27 protein-coding genes, 1 tRNA gene and 1 pseudogene are annotated in these 26,124 nt (G+C 62.0%); 17 read left to right on the plus strand and 12 right to left on the minus strand.

Annotated features, from left to right (window positions below):
• Positions 1 to 36 precede the first annotated feature (36 nt).
• Entirely contained in the window at positions 37 to 351 is a 315-nt protein-coding gene (locus NKJ84_RS07810) for an antibiotic biosynthesis monooxygenase family protein (RefSeq protein WP_352506004.1), read from the minus strand.
• A 745-nt stretch (positions 352 to 1,096) separates the two neighbouring features.
• On the minus strand, positions 1,097 to 1,990 hold the full coding sequence (locus tag NKJ84_RS07815) for a LysR family transcriptional regulator (RefSeq protein WP_352506005.1): 894 nt from the start codon (positions 1,988 to 1,990) through the stop codon (positions 1,097 to 1,099).
• Positions 1,991 to 2,140: 150 nt separating this feature from the next.
• Between NKJ84_RS07815 and NKJ84_RS07820 the strand changes: the two genes are divergently transcribed.
• The 6 genes and pseudogenes from NKJ84_RS07820 to NKJ84_RS07845 all read left to right on the plus strand — a co-directional run bounded on the left by NKJ84_RS07820 (position 2,141) and on the right by NKJ84_RS07845 (position 6,669).
• Positions 2,141 to 2,347 carry a hypothetical protein gene (locus NKJ84_RS07820; protein ID WP_352506006.1) on the plus strand — a complete coding sequence of 69 codons (207 nt, stop codon included), beginning with the start codon at positions 2,141 to 2,143 and terminating at the stop codon, positions 2,345 to 2,347.
• Positions 2,348 to 2,549: 202 nt separating this feature from the next.
• Positions 2,550 to 3,518 carry an alpha/beta hydrolase gene (locus tag NKJ84_RS07825; RefSeq protein ID WP_352506007.1) on the plus strand — a complete coding sequence of 323 codons (969 nt, stop codon included), beginning with the start codon at positions 2,550 to 2,552 and terminating at the stop codon, positions 3,516 to 3,518.
• Between the two features lie 75 nt (positions 3,519 to 3,593).
• The gene (locus tag NKJ84_RS07830; RefSeq protein ID WP_352506008.1) at positions 3,594 to 4,064 is read left to right on the plus strand and encodes a cyclophilin-like fold protein; all 471 of its coding nucleotides are present in this window, start codon (positions 3,594 to 3,596) and stop codon (positions 4,062 to 4,064) included.
• A 28-nt stretch (positions 4,065 to 4,092) separates the two neighbouring features.
• Positions 4,093 to 4,626 (plus strand): (R)-mandelonitrile lyase, encoded by a 534-nt coding sequence (locus tag NKJ84_RS07835; protein ID WP_352506009.1) that lies wholly within the window; start codon positions 4,093 to 4,095, stop codon positions 4,624 to 4,626.
• A 27-nt stretch (positions 4,627 to 4,653) separates the two neighbouring features.
• Positions 4,654 to 5,430: pseudogene (locus NKJ84_RS07840) on the plus strand (carboxymuconolactone decarboxylase family protein).
• Positions 5,431 to 5,445: 15 nt separating this feature from the next.
• The gene (locus NKJ84_RS07845) at positions 5,446 to 6,669 is read left to right on the plus strand and encodes an arabinose transporter (RefSeq protein WP_352506010.1); all 1,224 of its coding nucleotides are present in this window, start codon (positions 5,446 to 5,448) and stop codon (positions 6,667 to 6,669) included.
• 258 nt (positions 6,670 to 6,927) lie between these two features.
• On the opposite strand, the gene NKJ84_RS07850 is transcribed toward NKJ84_RS07845, so the two are convergent.
• Both NKJ84_RS07850 and NKJ84_RS07855 read right to left on the minus strand, forming a co-directional pair.
• Positions 6,928 to 7,004: transfer RNA gene (locus tag NKJ84_RS07850), tRNA-Arg, on the minus strand.
• Between the two features lie 324 nt (positions 7,005 to 7,328).
• Positions 7,329 to 8,816: an ATP-binding protein gene (locus NKJ84_RS07855; protein WP_352506011.1), complete on the minus strand. Its 1,488-nt coding sequence runs from the start codon at positions 8,814 to 8,816 to the stop codon at positions 7,329 to 7,331.
• Positions 8,817 to 9,150: 334 nt separating this feature from the next.
• Here NKJ84_RS07855 and rpmH point away from each other — a divergent pair, with 334 nt between their 5' ends.
• The 5 genes from rpmH (at position 9,151) to yihA (ending at position 12,938) form a co-directional block, all read left to right on the plus strand.
• On the plus strand, positions 9,151 to 9,285 hold the full coding sequence (gene rpmH, locus NKJ84_RS07860; protein ID WP_008833937.1) for a 50S ribosomal protein L34: 135 nt from the start codon (positions 9,151 to 9,153) through the stop codon (positions 9,283 to 9,285).
• A 23-nt stretch (positions 9,286 to 9,308) separates the two neighbouring features.
• Complete coding sequence (gene rnpA / locus NKJ84_RS07865; RefSeq protein ID WP_352452998.1) at positions 9,309 to 9,662, plus strand: ribonuclease P protein component; 354 nt, start codon at positions 9,309 to 9,311, stop codon at positions 9,660 to 9,662.
• Between the two features lie 13 nt (positions 9,663 to 9,675).
• Complete coding sequence (gene yidC, locus NKJ84_RS07870; RefSeq protein WP_352506012.1) at positions 9,676 to 11,499, plus strand: membrane protein insertase YidC; 1,824 nt, start codon at positions 9,676 to 9,678, stop codon at positions 11,497 to 11,499.
• A 144-nt stretch (positions 11,500 to 11,643) separates the two neighbouring features.
• Positions 11,644 to 12,282, plus strand: a complete 639-nt coding sequence (locus tag NKJ84_RS07875) for a CatB-related O-acetyltransferase (protein ID WP_352506013.1) — start codon at positions 11,644 to 11,646, stop codon at positions 12,280 to 12,282.
• The gene (yihA, locus tag NKJ84_RS07880) at positions 12,279 to 12,938 is read left to right on the plus strand and encodes a ribosome biogenesis GTP-binding protein YihA/YsxC (protein ID WP_352472343.1); all 660 of its coding nucleotides are present in this window, start codon (positions 12,279 to 12,281) and stop codon (positions 12,936 to 12,938) included. The genes NKJ84_RS07875 and yihA overlap by 4 nt, the downstream gene beginning before the upstream one ends.
• Positions 12,939 to 12,959: 21 nt before the next feature.
• Here the strand turns inward: yihA and NKJ84_RS07885 are convergent, their stop codons facing one another.
• Complete coding sequence (locus NKJ84_RS07885) at positions 12,960 to 13,709, minus strand: TetR/AcrR family transcriptional regulator (RefSeq protein WP_352506014.1); 750 nt, start codon at positions 13,707 to 13,709, stop codon at positions 12,960 to 12,962.
• A gap of 143 nt (positions 13,710 to 13,852) precedes the next feature.
• Here NKJ84_RS07885 and NKJ84_RS07890 point away from each other — a divergent pair, with 143 nt between their 5' ends.
• Both NKJ84_RS07890 and NKJ84_RS07895 read left to right on the plus strand, forming a co-directional pair.
• A complete protein-coding gene (locus NKJ84_RS07890; RefSeq protein ID WP_352506015.1) occupies positions 13,853 to 15,031 on the plus strand; it encodes an HlyD family secretion protein in 1,179 nt (392 codons plus the stop codon).
• A gap of 22 nt (positions 15,032 to 15,053) precedes the next feature.
• Positions 15,054 to 16,646, plus strand: coding sequence for a DHA2 family efflux MFS transporter permease subunit (locus NKJ84_RS07895; RefSeq protein ID WP_502895625.1), 1,593 nt, complete (start codon positions 15,054 to 15,056; stop codon positions 16,644 to 16,646).
• 214 nt (positions 16,647 to 16,860) lie between these two features.
• Here NKJ84_RS07895 and msrB read toward each other — a convergent pair whose 3' ends face one another.
• From msrB to NKJ84_RS07915, 4 genes are all read right to left on the minus strand, one after another.
• Positions 16,861 to 17,361 (minus strand): peptide-methionine (R)-S-oxide reductase MsrB, encoded by a 501-nt coding sequence (gene msrB, locus NKJ84_RS07900; protein WP_352477048.1) that lies wholly within the window; start codon positions 17,359 to 17,361, stop codon positions 16,861 to 16,863.
• A 172-nt stretch (positions 17,362 to 17,533) separates the two neighbouring features.
• A complete protein-coding gene (locus tag NKJ84_RS07905; protein WP_254815890.1) occupies positions 17,534 to 18,091 on the minus strand; it encodes a fasciclin domain-containing protein in 558 nt (185 codons plus the stop codon).
• 206 nt (positions 18,092 to 18,297) lie between these two features.
• A complete protein-coding gene (locus NKJ84_RS07910; RefSeq protein ID WP_352506062.1) occupies positions 18,298 to 19,002 on the minus strand; it encodes an anti-sigma factor in 705 nt (234 codons plus the stop codon).
• The gene (locus tag NKJ84_RS07915) at positions 18,999 to 19,538 is read right to left on the minus strand and encodes a sigma-70 family RNA polymerase sigma factor (protein WP_352506016.1); all 540 of its coding nucleotides are present in this window, start codon (positions 19,536 to 19,538) and stop codon (positions 18,999 to 19,001) included. Before NKJ84_RS07915 ends, NKJ84_RS07910 begins: the two co-directional genes overlap by 4 nt.
• A gap of 126 nt (positions 19,539 to 19,664) precedes the next feature.
• Here NKJ84_RS07915 and NKJ84_RS07920 point away from each other — a divergent pair, with 126 nt between their 5' ends.
• Positions 19,665 to 21,161 carry an amidase gene (locus tag NKJ84_RS07920; RefSeq protein ID WP_352506017.1) on the plus strand — a complete coding sequence of 499 codons (1,497 nt, stop codon included), beginning with the start codon at positions 19,665 to 19,667 and terminating at the stop codon, positions 21,159 to 21,161.
• Positions 21,162 to 21,317: 156 nt separating this feature from the next.
• Positions 21,318 to 22,211 (plus strand): acetylglutamate kinase, encoded by an 894-nt coding sequence (argB, locus tag NKJ84_RS07925; RefSeq protein ID WP_352506018.1) that lies wholly within the window; start codon positions 21,318 to 21,320, stop codon positions 22,209 to 22,211.
• A gap of 19 nt (positions 22,212 to 22,230) precedes the next feature.
• Here argB and bchE read toward each other — a convergent pair whose 3' ends face one another.
• Both bchE and NKJ84_RS07935 read right to left on the minus strand, forming a co-directional pair.
• On the minus strand, positions 22,231 to 23,769 hold the full coding sequence (gene bchE, locus NKJ84_RS07930) for a magnesium-protoporphyrin IX monomethyl ester anaerobic oxidative cyclase (RefSeq protein WP_352506019.1): 1,539 nt from the start codon (positions 23,767 to 23,769) through the stop codon (positions 22,231 to 22,233).
• Positions 23,770 to 23,870: 101 nt separating this feature from the next.
• The gene (locus tag NKJ84_RS07935) at positions 23,871 to 24,347 is read right to left on the minus strand and encodes an Lrp/AsnC family transcriptional regulator (protein ID WP_352506020.1); all 477 of its coding nucleotides are present in this window, start codon (positions 24,345 to 24,347) and stop codon (positions 23,871 to 23,873) included.
• A gap of 140 nt (positions 24,348 to 24,487) precedes the next feature.
• Here NKJ84_RS07935 and phhA point away from each other — a divergent pair, with 140 nt between their 5' ends.
• Positions 24,488 to 25,321 (plus strand): phenylalanine 4-monooxygenase, encoded by an 834-nt coding sequence (phhA, locus tag NKJ84_RS07940; RefSeq protein WP_352506021.1) that lies wholly within the window; start codon positions 24,488 to 24,490, stop codon positions 25,319 to 25,321.
• Here the strand turns inward: phhA and NKJ84_RS07945 are convergent.
• Complete coding sequence (locus tag NKJ84_RS07945) at positions 25,316 to 25,816, minus strand: MarR family winged helix-turn-helix transcriptional regulator (protein ID WP_352506022.1); 501 nt, start codon at positions 25,814 to 25,816, stop codon at positions 25,316 to 25,318. The two genes, phhA and NKJ84_RS07945, sit on opposite strands and share 6 nt — an antisense overlap.
• A 93-nt stretch (positions 25,817 to 25,909) precedes the next feature.
• Between NKJ84_RS07945 and NKJ84_RS07950 the strand changes: the two genes are divergently transcribed.
• Entirely contained in the window at positions 25,910 to 26,077 is a 168-nt protein-coding gene (locus NKJ84_RS07950) for a hypothetical protein (protein WP_352506023.1), read from the plus strand.
• Positions 26,078 to 26,124: the final 47 nt, after the last annotated feature.

The following is a 26,124-nucleotide window of genomic DNA, read 5'->3' on the forward strand; positions in this document are numbered from 1 at the left end:
AAGTGGCGCACGGCATAAGCTTTTCGAAGTGCGATACTATACCGACCTGCCGCCGCTCCTGCCGTCCGTTTCGAAGACAGTCTCGCCGGAAACAGCATCCGTATATCCGCCTTCAAGCTGCTGCAACGTATGCCGGAACCGATCAAGATTGCCGAGCATTGTGGGCCTGGCATCGACCATGTGCTGGAAAGTGTCCCACTCTCCAATCGAGAAGAAGGCGCCATCTCCCGATTTGATGAGAGCCATTTTTCGCAATCCCTCGAAGTTGCGCGGAGCGCTGCTGAACAGTTCGACGAATTCGTCTTCACTACCCGGCTTGACCCGGAAGCGGACGCTGTTGAACGCCGTCATGTACGTTCCCCCGTGAAAGACCTGAAGAAGCTCGAATATGCGAAAGCCCTAAGGCACTCAAACCCTTCGCACACGTGTACAGGAAAATCGGAAGGTTGGCTTCAGTCACCTCCGGCCGAATGCCCCGTTTCTGGCGCTATTTTGCCAGGTAGAGGACGACGCTCGATCTCAATCGGTACGCCCTTCCGACCGGCAATGAAACGCGCTGTTAACGCCGTTCGCGGGTGACAGGATGTTGGCCGCAGTTCGAAGGTATAATCTGCGTCTCGCTGTCAGTTGCGGAGGCGAAAATGAACGTGCTTCGGATTGCGCTCTTGTGCACGGCCATGATCGACCTTGGAATGCCGGCCGTTCGTGCTGAGGATCGGCCTGTGCCGCCGAACAACGAAGCCGCCACAGTGCAGCCGCCCGTTCATTGTGAAGGCCAAAACTGTCTCCCGCCGGCGAACGATCCTGTGCAGGAATGCACCGGCCAAGATTGCACGCCAGTTCCGCCAACTGAACCAGGTCCGGAGGTCAAGCAGGCCGACTGAGCAGCTTCAGCCGACACCGCTCTTTTGGCAGGGATGGCGCTCACTCCTCGCAATCTTCCGGCCGCAGGCGATAGATTCTGTTACCTATGTTCCCGGGGTGGGCATGAGTTTAATGGCGCCGCATCGGGGCGATGATGAGAACTCTGCCTATTGCCTCTAGAACACTCCCAAATGGGGCGTGAGCCAATCGCGCGGGTTTAGATCCTGTCGCTTCATTCCCGATGCCGCAATGCGTCCACAATAATCTTGAACGCAGGAAGGTTTTGGCGGCGGCTAGGATAATAGAGGAAATAGCCATCGAAGAAGGGCGACCAGTCGTCGAGGACCTGCACCAGCAACCCTGAGGCGACGTGCCGCTCCACGATGTTCTCGGGAACATAGGCGATACCATAGCCACTCACCGCGGCGTCGATCATGGCGTAGGTGTTGTTGAAGGTAAGTTGACCGTCCACACGGACACGCAGCGCCTGTCCATCCTTCTCGAATTCCCAGGCATAAAGACCGCCGGCGGTCTCGTGGCGCATGTTGATGCAGACATGGCGGATCAGGTCCTGCGGATGGACAGGCACACCGTGCGCCGCGAAGTATCGCGGCGAAGCCACGGCGACCAGGCGCCAGTCCGGGCCGATGCGGACCGCGATCATGTCTTTCTCGACGCTCTCTCCAAGCCGGACACCGGCGTCAAAGCCTTCCTCGACGATGTTGCGGAAGGTGCTGTCCAGGATCAGTTCGACGCCGATGTCGGGATAGGCGCTGAGGACCGGCTTAAGCTTCGGCCAGACCACGCTTTCGAGCGCGTGGTCGGACAGGGTCAACCTGATCGAGCCTGACGGCTTTTCGCGGAACGCCATCAGCGCTGCGATCTCGTCTTCGATTTCACCAATGCGCGGGGCGATCGTCTGTAGCAGCCTTTCGCCCGCAACGGTCGTCGCGACATTACGCGTCGTGCGGGTCAGAAGGCGTATGCCCATGCGTGTTTCGAGCTGCTTGATCGTGTGACTGAGCGTCGATTGCGCGACGCCGAGCTTTGCCGCTGCCTTGGTGAAGCTGCGCTCTTCTGCGACGGCCTGAAACCACGTCAATTGGTTGAGATCGGTTCTGGCCATGAGCTTCCTTCGTTTGCCATCTCGCAACAGATTATTCGATGTAGTCGATTAGTTCATGCCAATTTCGACGGGTAATCGTTTTATGGCAAAACCACTAGGTTTGCACTGCAACAACGCATTACCGCGATGTCGGTGATTTGGATGACATGGATGTCGCAAAATGCGGACGATGCGCCCGAGGCCGCCGGCAGCCTGATGGTCGCGGCGATCCAGGCTTCGATCCTTCTGGGCGCGATAGTCGGAGGGGTGCTGCTGGATGGCCTGACGATCTCCGCGACCTTTATCGGCAGCGTGGTTCTGGCCGGCTTTGCAATCGCGCTGATCGGCACCGGCCGGCGTCTGCTCGAGCCCGAATGACCGAGAGGGACTGGCCAAGGCGGCGAGTGGCTCAATTCAACCCAAACCTACAGGAGATCGGAAATGCCTATGAATAACCCCTGATACGAAAACATCAGAGCGTGCAATCCACCGGCGCGAGCTTTTGAAGCTGACCGGTGCCGGCGCAGCCGCCTTCAGTGCGGCGTCACTCTTCAACATTCACTTCGCAAAGGCTCAAGACATGTCGAACGGTGCAAACAATTTCTACACGAGCGATCAGGTGACGCTCGAAAAGGTCGCCTTCAAAAGCCAATACCAGATGAATGTCGCGGGGAATCTGCTCGTTCCCAAGGACCTTGACCGCAATGCACGTCATCCGGCCATCGTCGTCGGCCATCCAATGGGCGCGGTGAAAGAGCAAAGCGCGACCCTCTATGCCACCAAGATGGCCGAGCAGGGTTTCATCGCCATGGCAATCGACCTGCCCTTCTGGGGCGAGAGCGAAGGCGAAGCCCGTCAGATCGTTTCGCCGGATGTCTATGCAGAAGCGTTCAGCGCAGCGGTGGATTTCCTTGGAACACGCGCGTTCGTCGACCGCAATCGCATCGGCGCGATTGGTGTCTGCGGCAGCGGCAGCTTCGTCATCAGCGCCGCCAAGATCGACCCGCGCATGCGCGCCATCGCCACGGTCAGCATGTATGACATGGGCGCGGCGAACCGAAACGCACTCAATCACTCGCTAAGCGTCGAGCAACGCAAGCAGATCATCGCGGCGGCCGCCGAGCAGCGCTACTCCGAATTCGAAGGCGGCCAGATCCAGCATACGGGCGGAACTGATCTCGAACTGACCGCGTCGACGCACCCCATCCAGCGTGAGTTCTACGATTTCTATCGGACATCCCGCGGAGAGTTTACCCCGGCGGGTGTCTCCGACCAGATAACGACCAAGCCGACGCTGACCAGCAATGTCAAATTCATGAACTTCTACCCGTTCAACGACATCGAGACGATCTCGCCGCGCCCAATGCTGTTCATCAGCGGCGATCAGGCGCATTCGAAGGAGTTCAGCGAGGAAGCCTACAGACTGGCAGCCGAGCCGAAGGAACTGGTCTGGGTCCAGGGCGCCGGTCACGTCGATCTCTACGACCGTGTGGACCTGATTCCGTTCGACAGGCTTACCAGCTTCTTCGGTCAGCATCTGGCCGCTTAACAAGGCCGTATTCGTCGAAGGGTGCGGCCGTGTGCCGGAATAATGGATATGGCCGCACCGATTGGGAGACCTTAAATGACACGCGACGCCACATGGCTTTCACGCCGCACCTTGCTGGCAGGCGCTGTCAGCTTCGCGCTTCCCTCTTCGGTGCACTCTCAGACCTCCACAACCCCGGGTACGAAAGGAGCCCCGATGCGCCTGAGATTTGTTTTTGCAGATCAGGATTTCACGGCGACGCTGGAGAACAATCCTTCCGCGCACGACCTGGTCTCAATGCTGCCGCTGGACCTGACGATCGACGACTATTCGTCCAACGAGAAGATCGCCTATCTGCCGCGCAAGCTCACCGAGGAAGGCAGCGGTCGCTTCGGGAACGAGGCGGCTGGCGATCTTTGCTACTACGCCCCCTGGGGCAATCTCGCGATGTTTCATGGTCCCTATCGTTGGTCGCGCGGCCTGATCCGGCTCGGGCGACTAGACCAGGGACCGGCGCCGCTTCTGATACGCGGAGAACATCCGCTGCGCGTCGAAATGCTTTCCTGAACCTGGAAGGCCGCTGCGCATCAGGACAATGCCGCGGGTGTCGGAAAAACCCGCATCATTCACCGGGAACAGCAAGAAGCTGCAAACGCAGAAGGAGACGAACATGAAGAAGATTCTCGCTGCCGCTGCAATCAGCACCGCCGGCCTAATGCCGGCCGAGGCCGAGACCATCGAAATCCGCACGAACGGCAGCACGCCGGCCGTGATCGGAACGGCGGACAACTTCACCGGGCAGGCGGTCATCAGTCCGCTCTATCCGCCTACCGACATGACGCGGGCGAGCACCGGACTTGTGAACTTCGCGCCCGGCGCGCGGACGGTCTGGCACAGCCATCCGGCAGGCCAGATGCTTATCATCACGGGCGGTCAAGGCTGGGTGCAGGAAGAGGGCAAGGAGCGGCGCGGCATCAATCCTGGCGATGTGGTCTGGATTCCGGCCGGCGTGAAGCACTGGCATGGAGCGACCGCGATCAGCCCCATGACGCATATCGCCTTGAGCTACATGCAGGACGGCAAGAACGTCGACTGGCTCGAACCTGTTTCCGACGAGCAATACCGCTGACGGGATAACGGAACGAAAGGCTTCATCATGAAAACCTCGACCGTTCTGGCTCTCGCTCTTTCCATGGGAGCCGTCGATACCGCCGCGCAAACCGGATCGCAGACCGGCAGCCTGTCCCGCGAAGACGTGCGAACCGTTTCGCCCGCGCTTGAGCGCTACGCCGATGAGAAGCTTGCAAATGGCCTCTGGAAGAGGCCGGGCCTGTCGCTGCGGGATCGCAGCATCGTCACTGTCGCTGCCGTGATCACGCGCAACCAGGACATTCTCCTGCCGGAGCAGGTGCATCTCGCACTCGACAATGGGGTGAAGCCGGCCGAAATCTCAGAGATTATCACGCATCTCGCCTTCTATGCCGGCTGGGGCAATGCGGTTGCCGCGACGGGCATCACGAAGGAGGTGTTCGCGGCGCGCGGTGTCGGACCCGACCAGCTCCCCAAGGCCATGGTTGATTTCCTGCCGCTGGACGAAAAAGCCGAGGCCGATCGCGCCGCCCGCGTCGCGCAAGGCACAGGACCGGCATCGCCGGGATAGGTGAGGGATACGACCGACGTATTGTTTCGCGACCTGTGGCTGCGGCCCGATCTCGCCCCGCGCGATCGCAGTCTGGTGACGGTCAGCGCCCTGATCTCGGCCGGCCAGGTCGAGCAGATTCCCTACCACCTCAACCGGGCGATGGATAATGGACTGATGCGCATGGAAGCCTCCGAAGCCATCAGCCATCTCGCGTACTACGCCGGATGGCCGAACGCTTTCTCGGCAGCCGCTGTTGCGCGCTCCGTGTTCGAGAAGCGCTCCGCCAACTGAACGCTGCTGGTCGCGATGACTCCTTTGCCCTCATCGTCCAGACCGCCGCCCTCGGCCGCCGTGACGTTGCTGCCGATCATGGCGGCCGTGTTGGCCGGCTTCCTCGTCATCGGCGCGGCCCTGCCGGTGCTGCCGCTGCATGTGAATCAGGATCTCGGCTTCGGAACTTTCGTCGTCGGCCTGGTTGCGGGCTCGCAATTTGCCGCGTCTCTGGTCACGCGCATATGGTCCGGCACCTATTCGGATGCGAATGGTGGCAAACGCAGCGTCGTCCTCGGCCTGATCGCCGCCGCCGGTGCTGGATTGCTGTATCTCCTGTCCTTGACCTTCGTGAGTTCGCCAACCCTCTCTGTTGCGATTCTTCTGGTGGGACGTGCGGTGCTCGGTGGAGCCGAAAGCTTCATCATCACCGGGGGCGTGAGCTGGGGATTGGCAATGGTCGATTCCGGCCATGCGGGGAAGGTCATCGCCTGGGTCGGCACGGCCATGTTCGCGGCGCTCGCCTTCGGCGGTCCGCTCGGCACGATGCTCTTTGTACCGTACGGCCTTGCGGCGATCGGCCTTATCACGACCTTGGCGCCACTGCTCGTTCTGCTGTTCCTATTGCGAGCGCCGAGTCCGCCTGTCCTATCGGCACGGACGAGATCCACTTTTGGCGGCGTGATTGGAGCGGTCTGGCTACCCGGACTTGGCGCGGCGCTTAGCAGCATCGGCTATTGCGCCATTCTCGCATTCAGCTCGCTCCTTTATGCCAATCACGGCTGGCAGCCCGTCTGGCTTGCCTTCACTGCCTTTGGCGCGGCGTTGATCGTGGCGCGAATGATGTTTGGCCATCTACCGGATAAGTTCGGCGGCGCGAGAATCGCCTTGGTGTTCGTTCTGGTGCAAGCGGCCGGATTGATCCTCATGGGATTGGCCCGAAGCACGATGATGGCATCCGCCGGAGCCGCTCTCGCGGGACTCGGCTACTCGCTCGTCTATCCCGGTCTGGGTGTCGAGGCTGTCCGTGACACCTCGCCTGAAAGCCGCGGGCTGGCAATGGGCATCTACACGGTCTTTCTCGATGTCGCGATGGCGCTAGGAAGCCCGGCGTTGGGATGGGCTGCCGATCGAGCAGGTTTGAGCGTTGTGTTCTTTATCAGCGCCGGTGTCACCTTTTGTACGACGGCCATTGCCTTGTATTTAGCCTACAGCACGCACCGAGGCCGACGGGCGCCTGCAAAGAGGTCTTATTGGTAAACTTCGCGGCAATCAGCGGCCTTCTACGTTCGCAACCGAAGTAGATTTAGAGTGAAATGGCTGATGCCACCCAAGTGATATATGGCACGTGCCTGCTGATCAGAAATCAGCCATTCAACCCGAGAGATTCGACCTTTTCCACCGCCTAACGCCGCCGTTTCTACGCCTTTCGCTCGCGGACTATCTCCCGCTCTTTGCGCGGGCGTAGTCTGATGGGAATCGGGCTATATCGTACGATTGCGCGCTATCGGCGGTATTTGGCGCGCCCGAAGAGATTCGAACTCCTGACCCCCAGATTCGTAGTCTGGTGCTCTATCCAGCTGAGCTACGGGCGCGCAACAGGCCATGCTTGGCATAGCCCCGCGATCCGATCCTGGCGACCGGCCGCGATGTGACGTGTTCCCTAGCGACTGAATTTGCGAAAAGCAAGCCGATCCTGGCCAAAAGTTTTGCAGTCATGCTTTGCCGTCATGCGCCGGCCGGCGAAGGCAAGACCGCGTCACGCGGCGGCCGAGCCGACAAGTCGTAGTCTTGGATCGGTCATTTGCCAGTCGGAACGGTCCGTAACGAAACGAGCCGTTGCACGGCGGCCGAGCCGATGGCTCGTAGTCTCGGACCAACCCTTTGCGAATTGAAACGATCCGTAACGAAACGGTTCGTTACGCGGGGCGGCGCAGCCCGTTGCGGGCCTGGTCGAGCCGGACCGGCTGGTCGGGAATGGTGACCGCGAATGTGGTGCGGCCGCCGATCGATTCGACCAGCTCCACCGTGCCGCCATGGGCGCGGATCAATTCATGGGCGATCGCCAGGCCAAGGCCGGTGCCGCCGCTACGGGCCGAGCCGCGAAATGCCGCGAACAGGTTTTCTCGCGCCTTTGGCGGCAGGCCGGGGCCGGTGTCGGTGACGACGATGCGGCTGACGCTGCCGATGCGCTCGGCCGATATGGTCAGGCGGCGCACCACGGCGCTCTCGGTATCCGCCGCCATCGCCTGCACGGCGTTGCGGCTAAGATTGGTGAGCACGCGGAACAGCTGGTCGGAATCGGCATCGACCTCGAGCACCGGGTCGACGGCGTTGACGAATTCGATGCCGCATTCGATATCGAGCAGGCCCTGGACGTCTTCGACCAGCTGACGCAGCCGCAGCCTGCGGCGCGACGGCGGCGGCTCCTGGGTGCGGCCATAGGCCAGCACGCCCTCCGAATAGGACACCGCACGGTCGAGCGCGCGCAGCAGTTTTGGCGCGAAGGCCTGCACGGTCGGGTCCTTGACCTGGCGCAGGCGGTCCGACATCAGCTGCGCCGAGGCGAGGATGTTGCGCATGTCGTGGTTGATCTTCGACACGGCCAGGCCGAGATCGGCCAGGTGCTTCTGCTCGGTCAGCATCTTCTGCAGCCGCTCCTGCATCTGCGACAGTTCGCGTTCGGCGACGCCGATCTCGTCGGCCCGGGCGGCGGGGTGAATGATGCGGCCGGGATCGTCGGGCGCCTCGGAAAAGGACAGCATCGAGCGTGTCATCGTCCTGATCGGGCCGATCATGATCAGGTCTATCGCGGCATAGACCAGCATGGCGGTGAACAGCGAGATCAGCAGCGAGACGAAGGCGACGTTGCGCGAATAGATCAGCATGGCATTGCGCAGGCGGTGGTCGGGCATGATCAGCTCGAATTCCTTGTCGCTGTCGCCAACCGGCCCGAAAACGCGCAGCATCCGCTTGCCGCCGAAAAACAGCGTGTCCAGCGCGCCGGTCATGCCCTTGATCATGCCGACATTGGCGATATCGATATGCTCGTCGACCTGCGGCGGCATTTCGGCCACGACCAGAAGCCGCGAGACGCCGCCGTCGCGCACGGCGATCGCCTTGGCGCCGATCGCCATCAGTACGTCGTTCTGGGCGGCACGCGACAGCGAGGCAGGTTCGCCCTGCACCAGGACGATGGAAACCGCGGCGGCGGTGCTCAGCCTTTCCTTCAGCCAGCTCAGCCTGTAGCTGGCGATCCAGGGCACGAAGATGAGGATTTCGGCCAAGAGCACGAAGACGATGGTGAGCAGCAGCAGCTTCGTCGACAGGCCGCGCGCCAGCGGCACCCTGCGGGTGGCGTCCTTCGCCTGGGCGATGCTTTCGTCGGTTGCTGGGACTTCACTCATGCTCGTCGTCACGGCTGCCTGTCATCACGGCTGCTTGTCTTAAGGACTGCTCGTCTTCACGATCGCTTGATCGGGCAAGATTAGGCGATTGCGGCTTTTTTGCCAAATTCATCCTTGGTCGAAGCCGGAAAGAGGCCGCAAGGACTACCCTGCCAGTCCGACAACGCCGGCCCGACAGGCTGGATTGACTTCCAAAACCCTTCTTTCTATAAGCCCGCTCACGCTCGGGCCATTCGTCCCGGCGCGGTTTCGATCGCGCCAAAACCGGCCCGGCAAAGCTCCTGTTACAAAGTGACAGAATCAAGAAGGGCCGCACCCCGCGGTATTTAAACAAATGAAGCGTACTTACCAGCCGTCCAAACTCGTTCGCAAACGCAGGCACGGTTTCCGTGCCCGCATGGCCACCAAGGGTGGCCGCGGCGTCGTCGCAGCCCGCCGCAACCGCGGCCGCAAGCGTCTCAGCGCCTGAGCACCGAGCGAGAGACAAAATCGTTGCCCGCAACCGGCAAGCCAACGGGTGCCCATCCCAAGCGGCTTCTGAAGCGCGCGGAATTCCTGGCCGTCCGCCGTGGTGAAAAGCGCCGCGGGCGGCTTTTCCTCGTCGAGGTCCTGGGCCGCGGCGACGGCGAGGCGCCGCGTGTCGGCTATACCGTCACCAGGAAGGTCGGCAACGCCGTCGTTCGCAACCGCATCCGGCGGCGGCTGAGAGAGGCCGTGCGCACGCATGCCGCGGATGACATGGCGCCGGGCAATGATTATGTCATCGTCGGGCGCGAAGACGTGCTTACGACTCCGTTCGGCCAGTTGAAGGCCGAACTCTCCCGCAGATTGCGTGGAACACGATAGGCCAAGGGCTTCGATGGAAAACAACCGCAACTTCTTCATCACCATCGCACTGTCGGTGCTGATCCTGGCGCTTTGGCAATATTTCTACGTGATGCCGCGCAGCGAGATGCAGCGCGAAGCCGCCCGCATCGAAGAACAGCGCGTGGCGGAGCAGAAGAAGGCTGCCCAAGGCACCGCTCCCGGCGCGAGCGAAACACCGGTGCAGCCGGGCGCCATTCCGAGCGCGCCCGGCGGCGACGCGGTGACGCCGGCCGGCCGCGAGCAGGCGATTGCTTCGACCAAGCGCGTCAAGATCGACACGCCGAGCCTCGAAGGCTCGATCAACCTCACCGGCGCGCGCCTCGACGATCTCCGGCTCAAGCATTACAGGGAGACGGTCGACAAGACCTCGCCCGAGATCGCGTTGCTCAACCCGGCGTCCCTGCCAAACGGCTATTTCGCCGAGATCGGCTTTTCCGGCACGCCGGATGTGGGCAGGCTGCCCGGCCCCGACACGGTCTGGCAGACCGACGGCAATGCGACGCTGACACCAGCGACGCCGGTCACGCTGACCTTCACCAACGACAAAGGCCTGGTTTTCAAGCGCACCTTCTCGGTCGACAGCCAATATATGTTCACCGTATCCGACACGGTCCAGAACGGCGGCTCGGCACCCGCGACGTTGTCGAACTATGGCCGCGTCACCCGCTTCGACAAGCCGGCTATCGCCAGCACCTATGTGCTGCACGAGGGCCTGATCGGCGTTACCGGAAGCGAGGGCCTGCAGGAATACAAATACTCCAGCGTCGAATCGGACAAGGAGTACAAACCAGGCAAGTCGAGCGACGGCTGGCTCGGCATCACCGATAAATACTGGGCGGTGACCCTGGTGCCGCCGAGCGGCCGCGAATTTCAGCCCACATTCTCTTATTTCGAGTTCAAAAGCGGACCCCACCCGCATAGCTACCAATCCGATTTCCTGTCCGATCCGGTCACAATCGCTCCCGGGCAATCGACGACCGTGGAGTCGGAGATATTCGCCGGCGCCAAGGAAGTTTCGACGATCAACGCCTATGAAAAGGACCGTCATATTCGCCAGTTCGACCTGCTGATCGACTGGGGCTGGTTCTATTTCATCACCAAGCCGATGTTCTGGCTGATCGACACGCTCTACAAATTCTTCGGCAATTTCGGCCTGGCGATCCTCGCCACCACCGTCATCGTCAAGGCGCTGTTCTTCCCGCTCGCCAACAAGTCCTATGCGTCGATGGCGAACATGAAGAAGGTGCAGCCCAAGATGCTCGAGATCCGCGAGAAATACGCGGACGACAAGATGAAGCAGCAGCAGGCGATGATGGAGCTGTACAAGACCGAGAAGATCAATCCGCTCGCCGGCTGCTGGCCGGTGGCGTTGCAGATCCCGGTCTTCTTCTCGCTCTACAAGGTGCTCTACATCACCATCGAGATGCGGCACGCGCCGTTTTTCGGCTGGATCCAGGATCTGGCGGCGCCGGACCCGACATCGATCTTCAACCTGTTCGGGCTGATCCCGATCACCTTGCCGCACATGCTGATGATCGGCGTCTGGCCGCTGATCATGGGCGTGACGATGTTCCTGCAGATGCGCATGAACCCGACGCCGCCGGACCCGACGCAGGCGGCGATCTTCACCTGGATGCCCGTGATCTTCACCTTCATGATGGCGGGTTTTCCGGCCGGTCTCGTTATCTACTGGGCCTGGAACAACACGCTGTCGATCCTGCAGCAGGGCGTGATCATGAAGCGGCAGGGTGCCAAGATCGAATTGTGGGACAATCTGGTCGCGCTGTTCCGCAAGAAACCGTCGCCGGCGGAATAGCCGGCGCTCCGATGATGCGAAACCAGAAAGCCCCGGTTCGTCCGGGGCTTTTTGTACAGGCTGGCGGTCTGGATTAAGCGATTGGTACTGCCGGGCGGATCGCGCTATTTTGACCTGGCTGGCAGTTGCCCGACGGAGCTCGATATGACCGGACCCAATCCATCGATCAAGCATCCGATTCCGTTGCACACGCGCGTCGGCTTTCTGAAACCGCTGGTGACGGCGCCGAACATCGAGATCGGCGATTTCACCTACTATGACGACCCTGACGGGCCCGACAAATTCGCCGAAAAATGCGTGCTGCATCATTACCCGTTCATCGGCGACAGGCTGGTCATCGGCAAGTTCTGCGCCATTGCCGAAGGCGCGCGCTTCATCATGAACGGCGCCAATCACGCCATGTCCGGCTTTTCGACTTATCCGTTCAACATCTTTGGTCACGGCTGGGAGGAAGGCTTCGACCCGGCGACATGGTCGAAGGAGGTGCGTGGCGACACAATCGTCGGCCACGACGTCTGGATCGGCATGGAAGCGGTGATGCTGCCGGGCGTGAAGATCGGCGACGGCGCCATTGTCGCGGCAAAGTCGGTGGTGACGCACGATGTGCCGGCCTATGCGATCGTCGCCGGCAATCCGGCCAAGGTGGTAAAGATGCGCTTCGACGACAGGACCATCCGGCGGCTGCTGGCGCTGGCGTGGTGGCACTGGCCGGTGGAAAAGATCAGCCGCAATCTCGATGCCATTCGTGGCAGCAACATTTTTCTTCTGGAGGCAGCGGTTTGAACGCGTTGAACAAGACCACGATCGGCATCGAATTGTTCACGCGAGCCTGGATATTCATCCGCGGCGTGCCGGCGATGAAATTCCTGCCGCCGGAGGGTCCGCCCGAGATCGCCTTTGCCGGCCGCTCCAATGTCGGCAAATCGTCGCTGATCAACGCGCTGGTCAACCAGAAGGGGCTGGCGCGCACCTCCAACACACCGGGCCGCACGCAAGAACTCAACTATTTCGTGCCGGGCGGATTTTCGGGAGAAGGCGCCGACCTGCCGCCGATGGCCCTGGTCGACATGCCGGGCTATGGCTACGCCACGGCGCCGAAGGAAAAGGTCGACGAGTGGACGAAGCTCGTGTTCGACTATCTGAAGGGCCGGGTGACGCTGAAGCGCGTCTACGTGCTGATCGATGCCCGCCATGGCATCAAGGCCAAGGACGACGAGGTGCTGTCGCTTCTCGACAAGGCGGCGGTGTCGTATCAGATCGTGCTGACCAAGACCGACAAGATCAAGGCGGCGGGGGTACCGCGACTGGTCGAGGAAACGCTCCAGAAGATCAAGAAACGCCCGGCGGCCTTCCCCTTCGTGCTCGCCACGTCGTCGGAAAAGAGCGAGGGCCTCGAGGAACTGCGTGCGGCGATCGTGCTCGCCGCCAACGGCGGGTAGGCCACTGAGTCCGATACCCGGTCAGGCGGGGCTGGAGGCCCGTTCCTGCTCCGCAAGCTGTTCGGTGCCGTAGGCCTTCAGGAACACGTCGACGCCCGACCTGACGATATGTTCGATCTCGGCCACACTTGGCGCCTTGGTGCGATAGGCGAATATGCACTGGCGGAAAAGACCGGCCAGGCACAGCTCGGTGAACTGATAGGCGGCAAGCTCGACGTCGTCGATCTTCAGCAGACCGCGTTCGATAGCCATGTTGAGGAAAACGACAACCCTGTCATGGCCGCGCTTCGGCCCGCGTTCGTAAAATCGCGCACCAAGCTCCGGAATCCGTTCCGACGCACCGATCACCGTCCGTTGCGCCAGGATGACCCTCGCCGAAGTGATCTTCATGGATAGCACGATGCCGAACTTCACCAGCGTCTGGCGAAGGTCGCCGATCTGGTCGAGCACCTCATACATGTTCTTGAAGATCGTGCCGCGTTCTTCCTCGATCAGCGCTTCGAACAGCTCTTCCTTGTTGGCGAAGTAGACATAGATCGTTCCCTTGGACACGCCGGCCTCGCGCGTAATGTCGTTCATCGACGCGGCTTCGAAGCCCTTGTCGATGAAGACACGGCGCGCACCCTCGATGATCTGGCTGCGCTTGACCGGGTCTTGCCCCGCGGCCGGGCGGCCGCGCGGCAGACTGTCCAGCAGATCGCACTGCTCCTTGCCAGCGCTGGACAATGGGCCTGAATCAGACAAAGGAGCGGCCTTGGGGGCTTCGGCCATAATGTCACACCTCGTAAAATAATTCGAACCATCCGGTTCGATTGCTCTTGATATGGGCCTGTTTAAGCGCTAAGTCAACGTCGAGATCGAACCGAACGGTTCAGTCTGACAACATTCAGCGCCAGTTAATTTAGAGAGATATCATGTCCTCGAACGCGCCCACCAGTGCCGAAGTCCGCCCTTTCCCCAGCGCCAAGGTCCAGCCTGCGATCGAAGCGCCGGAAGCCCCTCTCAAGCCCGCCGACATCCCCCCGCTGGCTCCCGCCAAAAAGAAGCGCCCGATGCGCTCGATGTTGTTGCCCATCATCGGCCTGGCCCTGCTGGGCGCGGGCGCATGGTATGGCTACGATTACTGGACCGACGGGCGCTTCATGATCTCGACCGACGACGCCTATGTCCAGGCCGACACGGCGTTCATCTCGCCAAAAATCTCGGGCTATGTCGATCAGGTCAAAGTGACCGAAAACCAGCAGGTGAAGGCCGGCGACCCGCTGCTGATCGTCGATGACGGTGACTACAAGATAGCCGTTGCCCAGGCCGAGGCGCAGATCGCCACGTTGAGCAAGACGCTCGACCGCATCGATGCCCAGACCGAAGCGGCCCGCGCCTCGCTCAAGCAGGCGCAGGCGCAGAAGGCCGCCGACCAGGCCGCGGCCGACAATGCGAAGCGGGTTCAGGTCCGTGCCGCCCAGTTGCTCAAGACCCGCGTCGGTACCCAGGCCCAGTTGGACGACGCCCAGACGGCGGTCGAGCAAGCCAATGCCGCACTAGCCGGCGCCGACGCGCAGATCGAGGCGGCTCAGGCCAATATCGGCGTGCTCGAGGCGCAGCGGGCGGAATCGGCCAGCACGCTGGCCTCGCTGCAGCTTTCCCACGACAAGGCGGTGCGGGATCTGTCCTTCACCGTACTGCGCGCACCCTATGACGGCGTGGTCGGCAACCGCTCGGTCGAGCAGGGCGACCTGATCAGCCCCGGACAGAAGCTCGCCGTCATCGTGCCAATGGACAAGCTCTACATCGTCGCCAATTTCAAGGAGACGCAACTTGCCCGGCTGGTGCCTGGTGAAAAGGTCAGGGTGTCGGTCGACGCGATCGACGGCCAGGACTTCGAGGGTACCGTGTCGTCGCTGGCGCCGGCTTCGGGAGCAGTGTTCTCGCTGCTGCCGCCGGAGAACGCCACAGGCAATTTCACCAAGGTGGTGCAGCGCGTTCCGGTTCGCATCGACGTGCCCGCGGATGTGCTGAAGACGGGCAAACTGCGCGCCGGCCTGAGCGTCGTCGTCGCCGTCGACAGCCGCACGGCGCCTTCGGCATCGAAGTAAAGCGGAACCGGGAGCAAGGGTCATGGCGACCGCAACCATTACCGCCGGATCGGTGTCGGCCATCCCGGCCCAGACAGATCACATGCCGATCCGCCGCGTCATCGCCTTCCTGGCGATGGTGTTCGGCATGTTCATGGCGATCCTGGACATCCAGATCGTCTCAGCCTCGCTGGCCGAGATCCAGGCGGGCTTGAGCGCCAGCTCGGACGAGATCCCGTGGGTGCAGACGGCCTATCTGATTGCCGAGGTCGTGATGATCCCGCTGTCCGGCTTTCTCAGCCGGATGCTGTCGACGCGCGTGCTGTTCACAATCTCGGCGGCGGGCTTCACCGCGGCCAGCGCGCTGGCGGCAACCGCAACCAATATCGACCAGATGATTGTTTACCGCGCCGTGCAGGGCTTCATCGGCGGCGGCATGATCCCGAGCGTCTTTGCAGCCGCCTTCACCATCTTCCCGCCGTCCCGCCGCGCCGTTGTCTCGCCGATGATCGGCCTGGTGGCGACGCTGGCGCCGACCATCGGCCCGACCGTCGGCGGCTATATCAGCCATGCCATGTCCTGGCATTGGCTGTTCCTGGTCAACGTCGTGCCCGGCATTCTGGTGACCACGGCCGCCTGGTCGCTGATCGACTTCGACAAACCCAATCTCAAGCTGTTCAGCAAGTTCGACTGGTGGGGGCTTGCTGGCATGGCCGCCTTCCTGGGCTGCATGGAATATGTGCTGGAGGAAGGTCCCAACAACGACTGGCTGCAGGATCAGGCGGTGTTCGTCTGCGCCGTCATCATGACCTTCGGCGCGGTGCTGTTCTTCTGGCGCGTGTTCACCGCCGAGGAGCCGATTGTCGATCTGAGGGCTTTCAGCAATATCAATTTTGCGTTCGGCTCGCTGTTCTCCTTCGTGGTCGGCATCGGTCTCTACGGTCTGACCTATCTTTATCCCGTGTTCCTGGGGCGCATCCGCGGCTACGATTCGATGATGATCGGCGAGGCGCTGTTCGTCAGCGGCCTGGCCATGTTCTTCACCGCGCCGATCTCCGGCATCCTGTCGAACAAGATGGACCCGCGCATCATGATGATGATCGGCTTCTTCGGCTTCGCCACGGGAACCTGGTGGATGACGCATCTCACCGCCGACTGGGATTTCTACGAACTGCTGATCCCGCAGATCCTGCGCGGCTGCTCGATGATGCTGTGCATGGTGCCGATCAACAACATTGCGCTCGGAACCTTGCCGCCGGAGCGGCTGAAGAATGCGTCTGGCCTGTTCAACCTGACCCGCAATCTCGGCGGCGCCGTCGGCCTGGCCGTCATCAACACCGTGCTGATCGACCGCAATGCCTTCCACTACGCCAGGCTCTCCGAGCACGTGCAATGGGGAAGTGCCGCTGCGCAACAGAAGCTGCAGAACATGACGCTCAACTTCGAGCAGACCGCCGGGCTCGACGCCTCCAAGGCGGCCATCTCCAAACTGTCAGGCATGGTCCAGCAGCAGGCGTCGCTGCTGTCGTTCATGGACGTATTCTTCATGCTGACGGTTTTGTTCGCGACGCTTGGGCTCTTCACCCTGGTGATCCGCAAGCCAGCCGCTCAGGGCGGCGGTGGCGGAGGCCATTGAGGCGCGCTGGATCCCCCGCCTGGCGCCCTCGCGCATGACCCCGAAAAGCGATTTCGGGGTCATGCGCAAAATCAACCATTACGAAGTCTTGGAGCGGCGGACACTCCACCGCTCCAACTTTTTGTTTGGGCATCGGATTTTCCCAAAACCGCTTCGCACTTTTTTGGGTCCGATGCTCTAGCGCGCTCCGACAAAGTAAGGGGCGCGGCCGTCCTCACGCCGTCGCCGGCTTGAAGGTCAAGGCGACGCCATTGATGCAGTGTCGCAACCCGGTCGGCGGCGGACCGTCGTCGAAGACGTGGCCGAGATGGCCGCCGCAGCGGCGACAATGGACCTCGGTGCGGGTCATGCCCAACGACCTGTCCACGGTCTTGCCGATGGAATTCGGGATTTCCTGCCAGAAGCTCGGCCAGCCTGTGCCGGAATCGAACTTGGTCTCAGACGAATAGACCGGCAGGCCGCAGCCGGCGCAAGCGAAGATGCCTTTGCGGTGCTCGTTGAGCAGCGGACTGGTGCCCGGATATTCGGTGCCCTCCTTGCGCAGCACATTGAAGGCCGCGTCGGACAGGATGGCGCGCCACTCGGCCTCGGTCTTGGTAACCTCGAATGTCTCGGCCGCGCGTGCATCCTGGGCTCCGCCCATGCGCAGCGCGGTGGCGCCTGCGACAACGCCAATGGCTGCCGCACCACTCAAAAGAAGCTCGCGACGGTTCATGGCCATTCCTCCTGTTACTGCTTGTGCCAAATTCGACCGCCACACGGAAATCAAAAGCCGGTGACGATCGCTGTCCTCAAAGCGGGACTCCGCGCCTATCCATCTTGCGTGAACGGCGCGGAGTGTGCGCAGGGAGGCCCCTAGGGATATCTTCGCCGGCAGCGTGCGTTTGTTACATCTTCGGCAGGAGAACCTTATCGACGACGTGGATGACGCCGTTGGACTGTTCGACATCGGCGATCGTCACATTGGCGACGTTGCCGTTCTCGTCGGTCACGGTGACCTTGCCGCCGTCGGTCTTGAGCGACAGTTCGCAACCACCGACCGTCTTGACCTTGTGTGTGCCGCCGTCGTGCTTGACCATCTTGGCGACGTCGGCGGCCATCGCTTTGGCGCCGATGACATGGCAGGTCAGGATCTTGACCAGCTTGTCCTTGTTTTCAGGCTTGAGCAGCGTCTCCACCGTGCCGGCTGGAAGTGCCGCAAAGGCCTCGTTGGTCGGCGCGAACACGGTGAAGGGGCCGGCGCCTTGCAGCGTATCGACCAGGCCGCCCGCCTTGACGGCAGCGACCAGCGTCGTGTGGTCCTTCGAGTTGACAGCATTTTCGACGATGTTTTTCTGGGCATACATGGCGGCGCCGCCTACCATCGGGTTTTGGGCATAGGCAATGGTGGCGAGCGCAGAAATGGCGACCGTGCCGGCAAGCAAAAGGGTGGCGAATTTACGCATGATTTCAATCTCCTCGGGTTATCGTTCCCCTTATTCGGGAACGCAAGGAGATACGCGATAGAAAATTCCGGAGTTTCGTCCTCTCCGCAAAAAAATTGCGTCGCTGAAATTTTCCCGGCGCGGATCGACAACCGCCAACAAGCTTTGCAGGCGTTTAAATTCGCGGAAGATAGATTTTCAGGTCTGCTTACGGAGATGAGAAGCGGTCAGATGCTCTTGAGATCGCCCGCTGCGACCACCGGTCCAGTCGGCTGGCCCGTCGGTGAACCGCCGGCAGGCTCAACGCTGACCGCAAGCACGGCGCCTTGCGCCAATTTCTCCTGGACGGGGGGCGGGATGGCCAAATGCGCGGTCGCGCCGGCCGGGATGATGCCTATCGACACCGGCGCCTTCTTGCCTTCGATCATCCACAATTCGAAGTCCTTGCCGGCGGCCCGCTCGCCGGAAACGTGGGAAAGACCGACCTCGTGACGGGCGGCATCGTAGACAACGAGATATTTGACGTCGCTGCCTTCGGCCGCCAGCGAGGCGACAAGCCGCGTCTGCGGCGGTTCGGTGGGCGGGCGGAAGTAAGGCACGGCGATGTAGATCGCCAGCGCTGCAATGGCGGCGGCGGCAAGACCGCGCCAGAAGCCAAGGCTCGACCAGAGGCCGGCCCGCGGCTCTGCAGCGAACAGCCGGCGGTCCAATGCTTCCTTGACCCTGATCGGAGGCTCTGTCTCCGGATAGGCGGCGGTCATCGGCGAAAGATGCGCCTCCCAGCTATCGACAAGGCGCGCGAAGGCGGCGTCCGCATCGATGCGGCGCGACGCGATCTCGCGTTCATCGGCGGCTAGAACGCCAAGAACGTATTCGGCGGCGAACAGGTCGTCGCCCCTACGTTCCGGTCCATTGTCGTCAGCCAGCGTCATCTTTCCAGGCATTCTCTCAGTTTCAACAGGCTGCGACGCAGCCAGGTCCGCATCGTGTTCAGCGGTACGCCATAGCGCTCCGCCAGCTCGGCATAGCTTTTGCCATCCAGATAGGCGCCCCGGACGGCCGCCGCCCGGTTACTCTCCAACTCCTCGAGACAATGGTGGATGCGTCCGGACTCACCGCCCACCACGGCCATGGCCTCCGGCCCCGGCGCCGGATCGGCCACGTCGAGCGCGGCATCGATATAGGCGGCAGGTTCTCGCCGCGCTCTGATCCGATCGATCGCATGATTGCGCGCAATGGCCACCAGCCAGGAGATCGGGCTCAGATCCGAAACGGCAAAACGGTCCGCCTTCGTCCATATCTTGACGAAGATCTCTTGAAGCGCCTCTTCTGCATCTCCCCGATCCTTCAATACACGAAGGCAGACGCCGAAAAGTTTCGCGCTGGTCTGCCGGTAGAGCAGATCGAACGCAGCCCGGTCCTTCATCGAAGTCCGGACAATCAGGTTGCTGATGTCCTGCGGCGTCATCGGCCGCCAAATTAGGCGATTGCAATGTATTTGCAACGACTGAAATGGTCTTGCGCACCGGCAGCGCCAGCCTCGATTGCCAATGGAATCGCCGCCCGCTAGCTTGCCATGAGCGGGAGGGCGACCATGTCGATCGAGCGGGTTCTGTGGGAGCATGACGCAACCGGCCAGGCCGCGCTCGTGCACAAGGGAGAGATCACACCGCAAGATCTCGTCGATGCGGCGATCGCCCGGGCCGAGGCCACCCGGCCGGAGATCAATGCCATTGCCGAACCGCTTTTTGAGGCGGCGCGGGCGCGAGCGAAAACCGTCGACCACAAGCTGCCGCTAGCCGGAGTGCCCTTTGCGCTGAAGGACCTCGGCATCGCCATGAAGGGCGTGCCGACGCATGGCGGCAGCCGCATCCCAGCTTTCACCCCCGATTTCAACTCGGTCATGACGGAACGCTATCTGGCCGCCGGCCTGATCCCGATCGCCACCAGCACCGCACCCGAACACGGACTGAGGCTGGTGACCGAGTCGGTGGCTTACGGCGTCACCCGCAATCCATGGGACACCGCGCACACGACCGGCGGTTCCTCGGGCGGTGCGGCTGCGCTGGTCGCGGCCGGCATCGTGCCGGTGGCGCATGCCTCGGACGGCGGCGGCTCGATCAGGGTGCCTGCCGCTTGTACCGGGCTGATCGGGCTGAAAACCTCGCGCGGCCGCGTGCCCTTGACACCGCTCGTCACCGAAAGCTGGTACGGCTTCGTCGTCGACCATGCGTTGGCCCGCTCAGTGCGCGATACGGCGGTGCTGCTCGACCTGACCCACGGGGCTGACCCGCTGTCGCCCTACGCGGCACCGTCGCCGACCGGCAGTTTTGCTGCGGCGGCCGGGCGCGATCCGGGCAAGCTCAACCTCGCCTTCTATCGAAAATCGCCGCTCGGCCTGCCGATATCGGAAGAGACGTTGAAAGCTCTGGATGCGGCGATCGCGCTGGCGCGCGAAGGCGGGCACAGCGTCGAGGAGATCGACCTGCCCTATATCGATCGCGATTTCATCGCCGATTTCGCCAGAACCGTCGCCGCGGCGGTGGCCGGCACGATGCGGGGCGAGGCCTTGCGCGTCGGCCGCTCCATCTCAGGCGACATCGAACGCGCCACGCGCGTCATGAGCCGGTTCGGTGAAATCCTCTCGGCCGGCGAAATCTATGCTGGCCTGCAGCGGCTGCACGCCGCGTCGCGCCGGCTTATCACCGAAACCGCGCACTATGATGCAGTGCTGATGCCTGTCATCGCGCACCCGCCGCTCGCCTGCGGCACCATGGACCCGAAAGGCGCCGACGAATTCATCGAGAATGTCCTGGACAGACTGCGCCTCGCCGGCCTGCTGAAGTTCAAGCCGCTATTCGGCCAGCTGATGGACAAGAGCCTCTGGTTCACCCACTGGCCGGCGATCCAGAACGTCAGCGGGCAACCGTCGATCACGCTTCCGGTCTACGTCACCGATGCCGGCCTGCCGCTCGGCGTCCAGGCCGCCGGCCGCCCCGGCGACGAGGAAACGCTTTTGTCGTTCGCCGCGCAGATGGAAAAGATCTCGGGCTGGCTGGGACGGCGGGCGCCGCTGCAGGTGCCGGCATAGACCATAATCCCGAAAGGTGGGAACCGGTTTTCGGACAAGATCATGGTCAAACAAATAGTAGTACCGATTTGATCGATCGCGACAGCAAAGCCGTTTGCCCCCTCGTCCAATTCCCGCTAAGACGCCGCCGTTCATGCCAAGCTGGGAACCACGCCGATGACGGATGTCGCCGCCACCGCCGAAATGCAGGCCGCGCTGCTTTCAAGGGCGCTGCCCTATATGCAACGCTACGAGAACAAGACGGTCGTGGTGAAATATGGCGGCCACGCGATGGGCGACATCGCGCTCGGCAAGGCTTTCGCCCGCGACATCGCACTTTTGAAACAATCCGGCGTCAACCCAATCGTCGTGCATGGTGGTGGGCCGCAGATCGGCGTCATGCTCAGCAAGATGGGCATCGAATCCAAATTCGAGGGCGGCTTGCGCGTCACGGACCAGAAGACCGTCGAGATTGTCGAGATGGTGCTGGCCGGGTCGATCAACAAGGAGATCGTCGCGCTGATCAATGCCGAGGGCGAGTGGGCGATCGGCCTGTGCGGCAAGGACGGCAACATGGTGTTTGCCGAAAAAGCGCGCAAGACCATGATCGATCCGGATTCCAACATCGAGCGGGTGCTCGACCTGGGCTTCGTTGGTGAGCCTGTCGAAGTCGACCGCACATTGCTCGACCTCCTGGCGCGGTCCGAAATGATCCCGGTGCTGGCGCCGGTAGCGCCCGGCCGCGACGGCCACACCTACAACATCAACGCCGACACTTTTGCGGGCGCCATCGCCGGCGCCTGCCAGGCGACGCGCCTGCTGTTCCTTACCGACGTGCCCGGCGTGCTCGACAAGGACAAGAAGCTGATCGACGAGCTGACGGTGGCCGAGGCCAAGGCTCTGATCAAGGACGGCACGGTCTCGGGCGGCATGATCCCCAAAGTCGAGACCTGCATCGAGGCAATCGAGCGCGGCGTCGCAGGCGTCGTCATCCTTAACGGCAAGACGCCGCATGCGGTGCTGCTCGAGCTGTTCACCGAACACGGCGCCGGCACGCTAATCGTGCCGTGAGGCCGGGTGTCTGAGGGGCTCAAGCGTTTGGCGAAATAGCGGTCACGGACTGACGCGGCAGGCGTTCGACAACCATCGATTCCTCTTCCTCGTCTTGCGGCGAGCCCCAGAATTCGGCGAGCGACGGGCCATGTTTCAGGCGGCGGTCGCGGACCAGAAAGCCCCAGACTTCGCGGAACCAGACGCGGCGGCCCATTTTGGTGTACCAGCGCATCGAATGCCGTTGCTCCGGATCCTTGTGGAACAGGATACGCGCCAACGCCTTGGGCCGCGACTGCACCGCCAGTTCGATCAGCTTGACGGCGAAGAACAACATCCACGGCTTGAGGCGGGTCATCTGCAGCACCTGATGCTTGTAGTCCCACAGGCGGGCGTCCAGCTGGATCACCTTGCGGTCCCTGGCAATCCTGAAGAACGGCGTCCAGCGATGCGGCGTCACATAGAGCGCTTGGATCTGGTCAGGGTCATAAGCGATCAGTTGGCGGAAGCCGCGCCAGAGGTCGCGCAAGCTTTCGTCCTCGAAACCGGCCACCCAGGTCGCCATCGACAAGATGCCGTTGAGGCGCAGCAGCCGTATCGCCTCGCGGTCGGATGAGGTGCTGCCGCCCTTGCGGATCAATGCAAGCGTCTGCTCGTCGGTATTTTCCATGCCAAGCAGCCAGCGAATGACGCCGGCCTGGCGATAAAGATGCAGGCTGTCGGCGTCGCGGACGATGTCGTCGGCGCGGGTGGAGCCGACGATCAGCACCGACACATTCTCGGCGATCATCGCGTCGAGAAAGGCGCGCCAGGCTTTTTTGGACGACGTCGGGTTTTCGTCGGCAAGGTTGATCAGCTCGACACCATGCTCGCGGTATAGCCAGGCAATCTCCCGCGCGAATTTCATGGGGTCGCGGTGCCGCCAGCGCGTCCAGAAGCCGCGCTGGCCGCAATAGTTGCACAGATGCGGACAGCCTCGCGAGAACTGCATGACCACCGCGCGCTTGCCTCCCCAATAGCTGTAGCGACTGAAGTCGATCAGTTCCCAGCCGATGCGGTAGTCGTCTAGGTCGGTGATCGTTCTTGTCGGCCGGGTTGCAAAGGGCTGGCGCAAATCGTCAGGAAAGGCGATGCCCGCCACATCCGACAGCGGCTTGCGTTTCTCAAGCGCTTCGACCAGCGCGACGATGGTCGCCTCGCCCTCGCCGCGCACGATGAAGTCGAAGACATTCGTTTCAGCCAGTATCTCGCGCCAATGATAGGTCGGAAACACGCCGCCATAGATCAGGATTGTCGCCGGCTGGATGTCCTTGACCATGCCGGCGATCAGCAGGGCTGTCGGATGCGCAGAGGTCGAGCCGGAATGGCCGATCAGAATGCAGTCGGGATGGTCGCTCAAGGCGTCCCGGACCAGCGTGGCAAGCGCCATCGGCCCGAATTCGGCGTCCACAAGCCGCACTTGATGTCCCGCGTCGATCAGCGGACCGCCCAGTGCCAGCAAACCGAGCGGCGGCAGATGGTCGTCCGGCACACGGCTGCCGATGGCGGTATGCGGCGGGTTGATCAGGACGATTTTCATGGCGGGCCTTATGCGATGGCGGTCCGCATGTCGTAGTCGGCGATCTAGTTCCGGAGATTGGCTCGCTTCAGCAGTTCGTGTGCAGCTTTTCCGCAGAAATGCTATCGTCTGAGATGTGCCAGCGGCACATGGCCGGGTCCCTTGATGTTCTGCAGCACAAGCTGCGTGTGGACGTCGCGCACGCCTTCGAGCCGCATCAACCGGTGCATGACGAAGGCATTGAGCTCGTCCACCGACGGCACCATGACATGCAGCAGGAAATCGTAGTCTCCAGTCATCGTCCAGCACGACGACACCTCGTCCATGCGCTGCACGGCGGCGATAAAGGTTTCGGGCGAGCCGTCGCTGTGGGTCACGAGGCGCACCTGGATGAACACTTCGACCATCAGACCGACGGCGCGGCGGCTGAGTACCGCGGCGAAGCCTTTTATGATGCCCGCCTGCTGAAGAGCCTCGAAGCGCCGCGCGCAAGGTGTCGTCGACAGGCCGATCTGCTGCGCCAATTCCGATACCGGCTTGCGCCCGTCGCGCTGCAGGATGTCGAGCATCTTGATCTCGAATTCGTCAAATTGAGGCATTTTCACTCTCCCAAAGCTCGATCGTGGAGTCTTTTACCTCCAACCCTGCATTTGAGCCACCATCAAAGCTGATTTGCCTCGCGCGATCCGGCTAGAATTTCCGGCAATTCGCTGGTCATGATTTCCAGGGAGAGCAAGCCATGACAATGAACGTTGCCGACTATGCCCGCGAATGCGCGGCGCGAGGCCTTCGTGGCGATTATTCCGTCTGCCGTGCCGATTTCACGGTGGCGCAGGGCTACAATTATAGCGCCGAAGAACAGGCGGTGTGGCGCACGCTGTGCGACCGCCAGACGAAGCTGACCAGGAAGCTGGCCCACCACTCCTACCTCGACGGCGTCGCGGCACTCGGCCTTCTCGACAAGATCCCGGATTTCGGTGCGGTCAGCGAGAAGCTGCGCAAGTTCACCGGCTGGGAGATCGTCGCCGTGCCGGGGCTCATCCCCGCCCAGCCGTTCTTCGACCATCTCGCCAACCGCCGGTTCCCGGTCACCAATTGGCTGCGAACCCAAAAGGAGCTCGACTACATTGTCGAGCCCGACATGTTCCACGATTTCTTCGGTCACGTGCCGATCCTGACGCAGCCGGTCTTTGCCGACTTCATGCAGATGTATGGCAAGAAGGCCGATAGCGTGATTGCGCTCGGCGGCGACGAGATGATCACCAGGCTTTACTGGTACACCGTCGAATACGGCCTGATACGCGAGCCGGGCCAATCGCTGAAGGCTTTCGGCGCCGGGCTGATGTCATCCTTCACAGAGCTTCAGTTCGCGGTCGAAGGCGGCGAGGGACACCATGTCCCCTTCGACTTGGAAACCGTGATGCGCACCGGCTACGAGATCGACAAGTTCCAGCGTGCCTATTTCGTGCTGCCGTCGTTCGACGCCCTGCGTGATGCTTTCGAGACCGCCGATCTTGCGGCGATCGTGGCGCGCCGCAAAGGCGAGCCAGCGCTCGACCCGGCGAGCCTATAGGCTGTCGGTTGTTTCCAACGCCTCGGCCTTCAGCCGGGCCAGCTGGTCGCGCTGAAGGTCGAGGGATGCCGTGACGAAGCGCAGGATCGTGGCGAGTTCAGTGTCGCTGAATGTGGCGATCACCTTTTCCCCCTCCTGCGCGATCGCGCCATAATAGCGCGTTGATAGTTCTCGCGTGAGTTCCGTCGCCTCTATGACCACCTTGCGCCTGTCCTCGAGGCTGCGCGTTCGTGTCAGCAGGCCGCGCGCTTCCAGCCGGTCGATCAGCGCGGTGACCGCGGCCGGCGTCAACCCTGTTGCGGCCGCGACCTCGCCAGCCGATCGCGGGCCGCCATAGAGCAGCGCCAGGCAATGGCGTTCCGCCATGCTCAGCCCAAGCCTATCGCCCACTGCCTCGTCAAAAGCCTGCGTCGCGTCCTGCCAGCCCATAATGGCAAGGCTGATAGCGGTCTTCATGTCTGCCCGATTCATGCTTGACCAATTTATTTCGATCATCTAACTATCAATCTGCCTAACATTATGACTATTATAATAATGTGCTGCATCGGGCACAAGGCAAGGCCTATCGCAGCCTGCAAGGAGTGAAAAATGAATCAGACCCCGACGCGCGGCCCACTCACACCGGCTGAGGAGTTCAAATACGCCAAGCTGGCGCTGGAGTGGTATGGCTGGGGCTCTCCCATTGGCCTTGGCATCGCTCTGGTCGCGCTGGCGGCCGCCGCCCTGCTGTTCCGCATCGCCATACTCGGATTTTGACAGTCTGGCCACGGCGCGGTTGAATGCAGGGTGGAACTCTCCCAGTG

The organism is Mesorhizobium sp. M0048, assembly GCF_040323405.1.
In the GTDB taxonomy this organism is placed as follows: Bacteria; Pseudomonadota; Alphaproteobacteria; order Rhizobiales; family Rhizobiaceae; genus Mesorhizobium.